We start from the raw sequence: 10956 nt of genomic DNA on the forward strand, positions 1-10956 counted from the left end.
GAAAGCAATGGCGCAAGTCATGGAACATGCCGTAACCATCAGGTCGCGTCTACAGTTGGAGGCGATCGAAGAGAGGATATTGGCCCCTTATGCCGCCCGGTCATCGCAAGGAGAAACGACCCGCCTGTACCCTGAGGAGCCACATCCTTATCGCACCGCCTTCCAACGTGATCGCGACCGCTTGGTGCACTCCCGCGCCTTCAGGCGACTGAAGCACAAGCGCCAGGTATTCCTCACCGACGAGGGCGACCACTACCGCACGCGCCTCACGCACACGCTTGAGGTCTCCCAGCTGTCGCGCACCTTGGCCAAGGCGCTAGGGCTCAACGAAGAGCTGGTGGAGGCGATCGCCCTAGGCCATGACCTTGGCCACACGCCCTTCGGGCACATAGGCGAGGTGGTCTTGGGCAAAATTATGGCTGGCGAAGACACCCTGGACGGCCTGCTGAGCTCCGAACCGTTGGGCGGCTTCAAGCACAACTACCAGAGCCTGCGCGTGGTGGACCATATCGAACGCAAGTACGCGCGGCCCGGGCTGAACCTCACGGCACCGGTGCGCGAAGGCATTCTCAAGCACACGCGACTGCAGGAGGGGATACACTACCCCGACTTTCAGAGCGAGGGCCTCCACCTCGAACAGGAGGTGGCTGGCACCTTGGAGGGGCAGGTGGTGGCCATCTGTGACGAGATCGCTCAACACACCCATGACCTGGAAGACGGCATCCGCGCCGGCTTTGTGGCGCTTGACCAGGTGCGCAAGGTGGGCATTGTCCAACGCCTGGAGCGCGAGCAGCGCATCGACGCGCTGTGCGAACGCGACCCCTTCCTGTATCGCAATCTGCTCATCAAAGCCCTGATTGATGCCCTCATCTCCGACCTCCTGCACACCAGCGTGCGCAACTTGGAGCGGCTGAGGAAGATGGGACCCTTCCCCAAGCGGTTCACGCAGGTGGTCGTGCACTTTAGCGACGAGTTAGAGCCACTCCACCGGGAACTGGATGAGTTCATCGACGAGGAGATTATCTACCATGCCTCAATCTACCGGGCCGACGATGTTGCGGTACGCACCATTCGCGAGCTTTTCAAGTTCTATCTTCGCTTTCCGTCGCAACTGCCGGAGTATGTGCTGGGTCGCCTCTCCTCCCGGGGGAATCGACCACAATTAGTGCGGGCGATCTGTGACCATATCGCGGGCATGAGCGACAACTACGCCCAGACGGAATTGACCCGCGTGGAACAGATCGTGCGCAACATGGACGAGAGTCGATCGCAAGGGGCCACTACCGACCAGGAGCTTGCGTGAGGCTGACGCTGGACAACGTCTCCTACCGCTATCGCCAGGCAGCACCGGGCGCCCGCGTGGCGCTTGACCGCGTGAGTCTGGAGATCAAGGAGCGCGAGTTTGTCGCCTTGGTGGGGCCAAGCGGCTCGGGCAAGACGACCCTCATCCAGCATTTCACCGGCCTTCTCCGCCCGACCGCCGGGCGCGTTCTGGTAGACGGCCAGGAGTTGCCCGAGCGCGGGCCCGCGCTCACTGCCTTGCGCCGCCGCATCGGGCTGGTATTCCAATTTCCCGAACTGCAACTTTTCGAGGAAACGGTCTTTGATGACGTGGCCTTTGGGCCGCGCAGACTGGGCCTCTCGGAACAGGAAATTGCAACGCGGGTGGAGTGGGCCCTGCGCGCAATGGGCCTCGACCCCGCAGCTTTTGCTTCTCGCTCCCCGCACCGCCTCAGTGAAGGCGAGAAACGGCGGGTGGCGGTGGCCGGGGTGCTGGCAATGGACCCCGAAATGCTTGTCCTGGACGAACCCACCGCTGGCATGGACCCCGCAAGCGTTCGTCGGATTGCCGATGTTCTCAGGAACTTGCACGACGCCGGCAAGACGATAGTTCTTGTCTCCCACAATATCGACCTGGTGTACCGCCTGGCCCAACGCGTGATCGTGCTCGCGACAGGCCGGGTGGTGTTCGACGGCCCGAAGGAAGAGCTTGTTGCACACGAGGCTCTCCTTGTGCGCCACGGATTGGCGTTACCACGTCTGCTGCGCGTGCTGCGGCGAAATCCCCCGCCGCTGCCAGTTGACGTGCGGCAGCTTCTCTCGTTGGAAGAAGTAGAGCGAGCGCTGCAGAGCTTGAAGTGAGCGGATATTTGCCACGTGGCATGGCCCCTGTTCAGAAAAACAACACGATTTCACCCCAATTACGGATTTGAAATTGTGATGCAGAGCACAGAGTCAAATGTGAAGAAAATGACAAGGGCCCAAAGAGGAGCAGTTCCCTGGATGGTCCTTGCAGCTTGCGCCAAGACCATGTTTTCACTTTGCCTTGGCCTGGTAGCGTTCATGCTTTTCAGGCCTGCCAGCGCTCCGTCCTTCCCCGCGAGTGGTCGATTTTTTGCACACCTTGGCGTGGGCCCGAAGGTGCTCGGGCCATGGCAAGCTGAACCACAACGAGGTGTGCGAGGCATGAGGGACGAGTTGACGGACACCCTTCCTGAGGTGTCGGTGGTGGGGTGCGACTTCCCAGAGGTGGCGGAGAAGAGTGGCAGCGGTGCCTTTGGGTTTGACTACTACTACCCCATGGTCAGTCACAACCCACAGATTCGGCAGATGCTCTCGCTGATCAAGAAGGTAGCGCGGAGCAACGCCACTGTGCTTATCCAGGGCGAGACGGGTACCGGCAAGGAGATGATGGCCGGGCTCATCCAAATGCTCAGCCTCCGTGCCGACAAGCCCTTCATCCAGGTGAACTGCGCGGCGCTGCCGGACCAGCTCCTGGAGAGCGAGCTGTTCGGCCACGAGCGCGGCGCGTATACCGGCGCCTACACCACGCGCATCGGCAAGTTTGAGCTGGCTGACAAGGGCACGCTTTTCCTGGACGAGGTCGGCGATATGGCACTGCCCACCCAGGCCAAGATCTTGCGTGTGCTGCAGGAGCAGCGCTTCAGCCGCCTGGGGGGCAACCGCATGATCAATGTGGATGTGCGCCTGATCGCCGCGACCAACAAGGACCTGGAGCGCGAAATAGAGCTGGGCAACTTTCGGCTGGACCTCTACTATCGCCTGAACGTGGTGCAGATCAACATTCCCCCGTTGCGCGAGCGGCGTGAAGACATCCCCATCCTGGCCGAGTATTTCCGCCGCAAATTCGCGTCGGAGATGAAGAAGGAGGTGGGAGGCTTCACGCAGGAGACCATGCGGCTCCTCCAGAACCACTCCTGGCCAGGGAACATCCGCGAGTTGAAGAATTTGGTGGAGAGGGCGGTCATCGTTGTCGGCGAAGGGCAGCAGATTACGCCCAACGACCTCTCCCTCTCCGGCCGTGACTACTTCGCCGCAGGTGGTCAGAATCGCCGCCGGCAAGAGAGTGACTGCGGAGGCAGACTGACGACCCTGAATCTTGCCGAACTGGAGCGGACCGCAATCTTGCAGGCCCTGGAGAGAACCGGCTGGGTACAGAAAGATGCCGCCGCGCTCCTCGGCATTTCACCGCGGGCCCTCAATTACAAGATCAGTCAACACAAGATCACCCACGAGTCCTGGAAGAAGCATGTGTGAGGCGATGGGAAGAGAGGCTACGAAGTTTTCGGTTGCTGCTATCTGGTCTCTGCTTCTGGCCACCGTTGCTCAGGCTGGCCATCTGGTGATTGTGTGGGAGCCGAACCGCGAACCGGATGTGGCCGGCTACATCGTCCACTACGGTACGCGGCCGGGCACATACCAGGCGTCCATCGACGTGGGCCCGAAGACCCGCGTCCTGGTGGGCCCGTTGGCGGACAGCGTCCGCTACTACTTCGCGGTGTCCGCCTACGACAGGTGGAACAACGAGAGTGCTTTGTCGCGCGAGGTGAGCGGCGTGGTGGGCCAAGGGGAGATTCTTCCTACAGAGTTTGTCCTCCACCCCAGCTTTCCCAATCCCTTTACGACCGACACATGGCTCGTGTTCGATCTGCCTTCTGCCGATCAAGTAGAATTCCGCATCTTCGACATCAACGGCAAGTTGGTGCGAACCTTGCGGCCGCCTGCCTCCAATGCCGGAGCAAATGCCCCAGTGCTTTGGGACGGCTTCGACGACTCCGGCCGCCCTGTCCCGAGCGGCATCTACTACTGCCGCGGCTTCGGCTCTACTGCCCGTAGCCAAACCATCCGCCTCATCCGTGTCCGGTGAAGGAGCGGGTGAGCCTGGAGCGGAGGTAACGCAGCTTAGCCCGACGGCGTAGCCCGCTTTCCCCGAGTTTGGCTCACCCGCTGTGAGGAGGGGCTTCAGCCTCGGCCCTGGCCGCCACAGCGCCACCAAACAGCACACACCCCTCACGAGGGAGCTCGCGCTGCCCGTGGTGACCGATAATGTTGTTCGGCAGCCTGGGGAAAATGTTCGCTTGGGGAGCAACTGGCTGGTGTGGCGACTCACCCCTCGCCGGAGGGAGCGGCCGCCCGCCATTTGCTCGGCCTCCCGGCTGTGCCTGCGGGCCTCTGGCGGGGAGGGTTGGCAGCAAAAATTCCCAATCCCCGGAGGTGGATCCTACTCCTCGCGGTAGCGATTGGTGATGGGCATGCGTCGATCCTTGCCAAAGGCGCGCGGCGTGATCTTGATGCCCGGGGCCGCTTGCCGGCGTTTGTACTCACTCATGTCGACCATCCGCACCACGCGCCGCACCGTGGCCTCGTCAAATCCCTCACTGACAATGTCAGCTATGCTGAGGTCGCGCTCAACGTACGCCTCGAGAATGGGATCCAACACCCGGTACGGCGGCAGCGAGTCCTCGTCTTTCTGGTTTGGGCGCAGCTCGGCACTGGGCGCCCTTTCGATGATTGACCTCGGGATGACCTCCTTCCCGTGGCGTGCGTTGAGATGGTGTGCCAACCGGTAGACCAGCGTCTTCGGCACATCTTTGAGCACCGCAAAGCCGCCCACCATGTCGCCGTACATCGTACAGTAGCCCACAGCGACCTCACTCTTGTTGCCCGTCGCCAGGACTAACCAGTTGAACTTGTTGGCAAGAGCCATCAGAATGTTCCCCCGAATGCGCGCCTGAATATTTTCCTCCGTCACGTCTTCGGGCAGGTCACGGAAGTGTTCGGCCAAGAGTCCGCGGTAGATGTCCACGGCCTGGTGGATCGGTACGGTGATGAGGTTTATCCCGAGGTTTGTCGCGACCTGCTGGGCGTCGGTCATGCTCTGCTCGCTGGTGTACACCGAGGGCATCCTGACGCCGGTCACGTGCCGCGGACCCACAGCCTCGGCCGCAATGGCGGCAACCAGGGCGGAGTCTATACCTCCGCTCAAACCGAGCACGACGTCCCGGAAACCATTCTTCCGAACATAGTCACGAGTGCCAAGCACCAGGGCCCGCCAGACCTCCTCCTCCATGGTGAGCTCTTCCGTGGGGCAGGCCGGCAAGACTGGTCTCGCGGAATGGTGCTCTGCGCCGGAGAGTGTTACCTTGTGGTGCCGGTAGGGGGCTGCGAAGGTCCTTTGCCGGGACATGAATTCGCTATCAGAGGCGCGCAGGGCGTCCGCTTGCTCTGGGTCGATGTCCACCACGATCATCTCTTCGGCAAAGGCTCTGCCGCGAGCTAACACCTCGCCCGAGGGAGCTATCACCAGGCTCTGCCCGTCGAAAACCAGCTCATCTTGCCCGCCGACCAGGTTGCAGTAGGCCAGGTACACCCTGCATAATCTGGCGCGCGTCGTCATCATCTCCGTCCGCGCCTGACCTTTCAGGGCGTGGAACGGCGAGCACGAAATGTTGACCACCACCTGCGCCCCAGCGGCATAGGCGAGCGTCTCCACCACCCCTTCCGGCACCCAGAGGTCCTCGCAGATGGAGATTCCCATGCGCACTCCATCCATGTCCAGGGCGAGTACTTCACTGCCCGGCACAAAGTACCGCTTTTCGTCAAACACTCCGTAGTTGGGCAGACAGATCTTGTGGTAGGTGGCCACCAGTTGCCCGTCGCGCAGCACGGCCGCGGCGTTGCGAAGACCCGCCGTGTCCTGGTCGGCAAATCCCACCACGGCCACAGGGCCTCTCGCGGCTGCCGCCACGCTTTCCAGTGCCAGGCGGTTGTCTTCCACAAAACGGCGCCGCAGGAGGAGGTCCTCGGGCGGATACCCCGTCAGCGCAAGCTCAGGGAAGATGGCCACGTCGGCGCCCACTTCTCTCGCTTTGTCCAGCCCGTTGATGACAAGTTGGGCGTTTCCCTTGAGGTCCCCGACCGTTGGGTTGATCTGAAAGAGGGCAATCCTCAGCATACCTCTCCTGCTCCAGGCTCTTCTGACCCACTGCTGCTGGACGTCAAAGTTACTTCGGTTCCATCGCGGGTGATCATGCGACGCAACCCGTCCCGGACGCCATGGAGGCGGGTGACAAGGAGTCTCTGGGCTCGCTCCGTGCATAGGCTGACGTCCCGGGGCCTGGGTGCGCCAAGAGGCACCTCTGCCATGGTGCGCCTCAGCAGCAGGCACTTGTCGTGATCCAAAAGGTCAGCCACGTGCACGCCGAAGGTGAAACGGTCCACACGCTCGGGGCCTGCAAGGTGAAGCACGCCGACAAAATCCTTGCTCGATAGTTCGACCAGCGCTGCCGCCAGGTCAGAGACCAGAATTGGCGTGCGGTACTGGTCGACAAACAGCGGCACAGGTTCGCCGGCCGCAAGGCGTTGCTCAATCCAGGTAAAAAACGAAGAACCCCCTGTGCGCGGCCGTCCGTAGATGAGCGCCGACCGGGCGATGATGTGGTTGGCGCACAAGGCCTGCACGGCTCGCTCTGCTTCCACCTTTGTCTGCCCGTAGACATTGAGCGCACGTGGGCTGTCCGTCTCCCGATACCAGCCAGTACATCCGTCGAATACCATGTCAGAGGAAACGAAAATCATGCGGGCTGCATTGTCGCCGCACCAGCTCGCTATGGTCTTAGTGGCCTCCACGTTGATGAGCTGCGCTTCATCCGGGTCACTCTCACAGTAATCCAAATCGGTGAGTGCCGCACAGTGGATCACCACATGAGGGCGCACCGTGTCAAGCAACCGGCGCACGTCCCGCTCATCGTCCAGCCGGAGCTGAACCGCCTCCACTCCCCGGAGGCGGAAGGGATGTTCGTGCCAGGTGCCGTACACCGACCAGTGATGCGCCGCCAGATAGGCCACATGCCCACCCAAGAAGCCGCTGGCGCCGGTGACCAACAGTCGCCCGAGGCTGCCCTTGCCGCCACTCATGGAGCCTCAGAGATTTGCCTTGGGTCGACGCCTGCCAAACTGCACCGCGCACGGCGCATTCTTCGGCACGAGCGCCTGCAGCTGCGCACACCAGAGGGCGGCAAACGTGCGACAACTGCGCGCCCCGTCCAACGCCTCTTCTTTGGGAAAAGAGGCGTGCTCGCAGCGCAAGTCGCAGAACTTGATGCGCGCCGTGGTCACTCCTGCATTGTCGTCTTCACCCATCTTGCCACCTCACCACTGCCTGCCTCGCGATTCGGATAACGCAAGACTCTCCTCTTAGAGCTTATGCACACAAACCTGTTGACATTGGCTCGAATGTTTCGTATAGTAAGACGTCTGCCGTTATTGGCTGCCTCACTGCGCGAAGGAGGCCCAACTGGTGCGTGTAAAACTTCTCGTCGTGGGTGTGCCGAAGAACACCCACGTCCGTGCGCTGGCTAAGGACTATCTGCAGCGCCTGGCTCGCTACGCCAATGTGGACGCCACCTACGTGAAAGAGGAGCGCCGTAGTGACCCTCCTTCAACTCGCACCCCCACGCGACAGGAGCGCCGGCTGCTGGAGCGCCTCACCGGACGCGACTTCGTCGTGGTCCTGGATGCCGCGGGACGCATGATGACTTCTCCAGAACTTGCACAGTTTCTGGCCGCTCGTGCTAATTCTCCTGCCAGCGCCACCGTGTTCATTATCGGAGGCCCTGAGGGCCTTGGGCCCCACCTCAAGGAGCGAGCTGACCTTATGTTGTCGCTCTCACCAATGACCTTCCCCCACGAGCTCTGTCTGGTGGTCGTCCTGGAACAACTCTATCGGGCGTTCACGATCCTCAAAGGCGAACCATACCACAAATAGCCCTGGGACAGGAGGAGACAAAAAAGCGCCGTCTCCTCATCGGCGCGCTCTCTTTCTCTGCCGGGATTGAGTGAGTTGCGGGCCGTCGTGCACCCGTGCAAGGGCACCCCATGTCGAAGCCCGTGGCTTGAACAACGAGGATAGCCACTCTACTCGAGGATTTCCAGCGTGGCGTGCCTCCCCGACTTGCGGGCTACCGCACTCAACAATACGCGGATGGCATGGGCGGTCCGCCCATTTTTGCCGATGACCTTCCCCATATCTTGCCGGGCCACGCGCAGTTCATAGACGATCGTCGTCTCCCCGTACACCTCGGACACCCTGACCTGATCCGGGTCGTCCACCAGGTGTTTGACAATGTACTCCACGAATTCCTTCATGGCTATCCCCTTCCTTTCCACTGGTCCGTTCCGCGATAGCCGGCGAGCCCCAGACCATCGGGCGTCAGGAGAACGGCGAGATGCCTACTGCGGGTGCACTTGCGAGTTGTGGCGAACACACCGGCCATTGTCCTGCGACTCTGTGCATAATATACCCCACTGCATCTACATTGTCAAGGAAAAAGTGCAACACTTGTCTCCCCGGGGAGCCGACCTCTCCGTGCGCCGCCAATAGCATCGAGGAGGATTGGTGCCCAAAAATTGCCAAAAGATGCCAGGAACTACAGCTATCTGCCGGGAACGGCAACTATGCTCGGCAGCGACCAAAGGCCTGGTGGACTGCATAAGATCCGGCGCAGGTTGCCTCTTGACATTTGGGCGCGGAACGCTATATTTGTGGTGCACTTGTTAGCACTCACCCAAAGAGAGTGCTAACAATGGCCCATCAATTGTCCAGACGTCAGTGTCATAGCAAGGAGGTGTGGGTATGAACATCAAGCCGTTAGCTGATCGAGTGGTTATCAAGCCCATTGAACCCGAGGAGAAGAAGCAAGGGGGCATCATCATCCCCGATACTGCCAAGGAGAAGCCGCAGCAGGGGGAAGTAATTGCGGTCGGCCCTGGCAAGGTGAGTGAATCTGGGCAGAAGATCCCGATGGAGGTGAAGAAAGGCGACCGTGTGCTGTACGGTAAGTACTCCGGCACAGAGGTAACCGTGGACGGCGAGGATCTGCTCATCATGCGCGAAAGCGACATTCTCGCTATCATCTGATCGGAGTGAGAACGTGGACCGCTGTATAACTGATGGGAGGTAAGGCAATGCCAAAGATCATGAGTTTCAATGCAGAAGCAAGGGCGGCGATCAAACGCGGTGTGGATAAGCTGGCGGACGCGGTGCGTGTGACGTTGGGACCGAAGGGACGCAATGTGGTCATTGATAAGAAGTTCGGCGCCCCGACCAGCACCAAGGACGGCGTGACGGTAGCAAAGGAAATCGAGCTCGAAGACCCCTTTGAGAATATGGGCGCTCAGCTGGTAAAGGAGGTCGCCTCCAAGACCAGCGACGTGGCCGGCGACGGTACTACCACGGCCACTATCTTCGCGCAGGGTATTTTCCATGAGGGAATGAAGAATGTGACCGCGGGCGCCAATCCGGCCCATCTGAAGCGTGGCATCGACATGGCCGTGGCGGCAGTGGTCGAGGAGATCAAGCGCCTCAGCAAACCCCTCCCGGGCAAGACTGAGATTGCCCAGGTGGGTGCCATCTCCGCCAACAATGATAAGAGCATTGGCGACCTGATTGCCGATGCCATGGAGAAGGTTGGCAAAGACGGTGTCATCACCGTCGAAGAGGCCAAGTCCACTGAGACCACCCTCGAGGTCGTCGAAGGCATGCAGTTCGACCGTGGCTACATTTCGCCCTACTTCGTCACCGACCCGGACAACATGGAGGCAGTGCTGGAGGAGCCGCTGATCCTTATCCACGACAAGAAGATCAGCGTCATGAAGGACCTGTTGCCCGTGTTGGAGAAGGTCGCGCAGATGGGGCGTTCGCTCCTGGTCATTGCAGAGGACGTTGAGGGCGAGGCTCTGGCCACCTTGGTGGTGAACAAGCTGCGTGGCACCCTCAAGGTCGCTGCGGTGAAAGCCCCTGGTTTTGGCGATCGTCGTAAGGCAATGCTGGAGGATATCGCCATCCTGACCGGTGGCAGGGTCATCTCCGAAGAGGCTGGTTTCAAACTGGAGAACGCCACCATCGGCGATCTTGGCCGGGCCAAGCGGGTGACCGTGGACAAGGACAACACCACCATTGTCGAAGGCGGTGGCGATCCGGCGGCCATCAAGGGACGCATTGCCCAGATAAAGAAGCAGATCGAAACTACTACTTCAGACTATGACCGCGAGAAGCTGCAGGAGCGTCTTGCCAAGCTGGCCGGTGGTGTGGCTGTGCTCAATGTTGGCGCCGCCACTGAGGTGGAGATGAAGGAAAAGAAGGCCCGCGTTGAAGACGCTCTCCACGCCACCAGAGCGGCGGTCGAAGAGGGCATCGTGCCCGGTGGCGGTGTCGTGTTCATTCGCGCCCTTCCGGCGCTGGACAAGCTGAAAGTGGAAGGCGACGAGAAGGTGGGAGTGGACATCGTCCGCCGCGTCCTTGAGGAACCGGTGCGGCAGATCGCCGAAAATGCCGGTTGGGAAGGCTCCATTGTCGTGCAGAAGGTGAAAGAGGGCGAGGGCGCCTTCGGTTTCAACGCCGAGACGGAGAAGTTCGAGGACTTGATGAAGGCGGGCGTTATTGACCCCACCAAGGTCGCGCGCGTCGCCCTGCAGAATGCCGCCAGTGTGGCCGGCCTCATGCTCATGACCGAGGCGGTCATCGCCGAGAAGCCGGAGAAGGAGAAATCCACGCCTTCTATGCCGCCCGGCAGCGACATGTATTGATCCACACACCTCAGGCAAAAGACCCCCGCAGCCCATCTGCGGGGGTTTTTTGTTTGCAGCAGGGAATTG

The 10956-nt window shown here is 60.9% G+C and carries 11 protein-coding genes; 7 read left to right on the forward strand and 4 right to left on the reverse strand.

The genetic code is table 11. From position 1 onward, the window contains the following. Nucleotides 1–7: 7 nt before the first annotated feature. From dgt to H5U38_06770, 4 genes are all read left to right on the forward strand, one after another. Nucleotides 8–1303, forward strand: a complete 1296-nt coding sequence (dgt, locus tag H5U38_06755) for a dNTP triphosphohydrolase (protein ID MBC7186718.1) — start codon at nt 8–10, stop codon at nt 1301–1303. Continuing rightward, nucleotides 1300–2142 (forward strand): energy-coupling factor transporter ATPase, encoded by an 843-nt coding sequence (locus tag H5U38_06760; protein MBC7186719.1) that lies wholly within the window; start codon nt 1300–1302, stop codon nt 2140–2142. Before dgt ends, H5U38_06760 begins: the two co-directional genes overlap by 4 nt. Before the next feature lie 324 nt (nt 2143–2466). Further along, nucleotides 2467–3558 carry a sigma-54-dependent Fis family transcriptional regulator gene (locus tag H5U38_06765; GenBank protein MBC7186720.1) on the forward strand — a complete coding sequence of 364 codons (1092 nt, stop codon included), beginning with the start codon at nt 2467–2469 and terminating at the stop codon, nt 3556–3558. Nucleotides 3559–3562: 4 nt separating this feature from the next. After that, the gene (locus H5U38_06770; GenBank protein ID MBC7186721.1) at nt 3563–4168 is read left to right on the forward strand and encodes a T9SS type A sorting domain-containing protein; all 606 of its coding nucleotides are present in this window, start codon (nt 3563–3565) and stop codon (nt 4166–4168) included. Between the two features lie 354 nt (nt 4169–4522). On the opposite strand, the gene H5U38_06775 is transcribed toward H5U38_06770, so the two are convergent. The 3 genes from H5U38_06775 to H5U38_06785 are packed head-to-tail and all read right to left on the reverse strand — an operon-like array spanning nt 4523 to nt 7443. Beyond that, the gene (locus H5U38_06775) at nt 4523–6256 is read right to left on the reverse strand and encodes an NAD+ synthase (protein ID MBC7186722.1); all 1734 of its coding nucleotides are present in this window, start codon (nt 6254–6256) and stop codon (nt 4523–4525) included. Beyond that, nucleotides 6250–7218: an SDR family oxidoreductase gene (locus tag H5U38_06780; GenBank protein MBC7186723.1), complete on the reverse strand. Its 969-nt coding sequence runs from the start codon at nt 7216–7218 to the stop codon at nt 6250–6252. The genes H5U38_06775 and H5U38_06780 overlap by 7 nt, the downstream gene beginning before the upstream one ends. A gap of 6 nt (nt 7219–7224) precedes the next feature. Beyond that, nucleotides 7225–7443 carry a hypothetical protein gene (locus H5U38_06785; protein MBC7186724.1) on the reverse strand — a complete coding sequence of 73 codons (219 nt, stop codon included), beginning with the start codon at nt 7441–7443 and terminating at the stop codon, nt 7225–7227. Between the two features lie 157 nt (nt 7444–7600). Here H5U38_06785 and H5U38_06790 point away from each other — a divergent pair, with 157 nt between their 5' ends. Continuing rightward, on the forward strand, nt 7601–8068 hold the full coding sequence (locus tag H5U38_06790; protein MBC7186725.1) for a 23S rRNA (pseudouridine(1915)-N(3))-methyltransferase RlmH: 468 nt from the start codon (nt 7601–7603) through the stop codon (nt 8066–8068). A 149-nt stretch (nt 8069–8217) separates the two neighbouring features. Here the strand turns inward: H5U38_06790 and H5U38_06795 are convergent, their stop codons facing one another. Beyond that, nucleotides 8218–8448 carry a KH domain-containing protein gene (locus H5U38_06795; protein MBC7186726.1) on the reverse strand — a complete coding sequence of 77 codons (231 nt, stop codon included), beginning with the start codon at nt 8446–8448 and terminating at the stop codon, nt 8218–8220. 487 nt (nt 8449–8935) lie between these two features. On the opposite strand from H5U38_06795, the gene groES reads away from it, so the two are divergent. Then, entirely contained in the window at nt 8936–9220 is a 285-nt protein-coding gene (gene groES / locus H5U38_06800; GenBank protein ID MBC7186727.1) for a co-chaperone GroES, read from the forward strand. Nucleotides 9221–9267: 47 nt separating this feature from the next. Beyond that, entirely contained in the window at nt 9268–10887 is a 1620-nt protein-coding gene (gene groL, locus H5U38_06805) for a chaperonin GroEL (GenBank protein MBC7186728.1), read from the forward strand. The last annotated feature ends 69 nt before the right edge of the window (nt 10888–10956 follow it).

It is taken from the genome of Calditrichota bacterium (genome assembly GCA_014359355.1).
Lineage (GTDB): Bacteria > Zhuqueibacterota > Zhuqueibacteria > JANLFK01 > Oleimicrobiaceae > Oleimicrobium.

What these genes read in the sequence shown, in the direction of transcription:
- dgt (MBC7186718.1), top strand. Translation starts at nt 8, where the DNA reads ATGGCGCAAGTCATGGAACATGCCGTAACCATCAGGTCGCGTCTACAG.
- H5U38_06765 (MBC7186720.1), top strand. Translation starts at nt 2,467, where the DNA reads ATGAGGGACGAGTTGACGGACACCCTTCCTGAGGTGTCGGTGGTGGGG.
- H5U38_06770 (MBC7186721.1), top strand. Translation starts at nt 3,563, where the DNA reads ATGGGAAGAGAGGCTACGAAGTTTTCGGTTGCTGCTATCTGGTCTCTG.
- H5U38_06775 (MBC7186722.1), bottom strand. Translation starts at nt 6,256, where the DNA reads ATGCTGAGGATTGCCCTCTTTCAGATCAACCCAACGGTCGGGGACCTC.
- H5U38_06780 (MBC7186723.1), bottom strand. Translation starts at nt 7,218, where the DNA reads ATGAGTGGCGGCAAGGGCAGCCTCGGGCGACTGTTGGTCACCGGCGCC.
- H5U38_06785 (MBC7186724.1), bottom strand. Translation starts at nt 7,443, where the DNA reads ATGGGTGAAGACGACAATGCAGGAGTGACCACGGCGCGCATCAAGTTC.
- H5U38_06795 (MBC7186726.1), bottom strand. Translation starts at nt 8,448, where the DNA reads ATGAAGGAATTCGTGGAGTACATTGTCAAACACCTGGTGGACGACCCG.
- groES (MBC7186727.1), top strand. Translation starts at nt 8,936, where the DNA reads ATGAACATCAAGCCGTTAGCTGATCGAGTGGTTATCAAGCCCATTGAA.
- groL (MBC7186728.1), top strand. Translation starts at nt 9,268, where the DNA reads ATGCCAAAGATCATGAGTTTCAATGCAGAAGCAAGGGCGGCGATCAAA.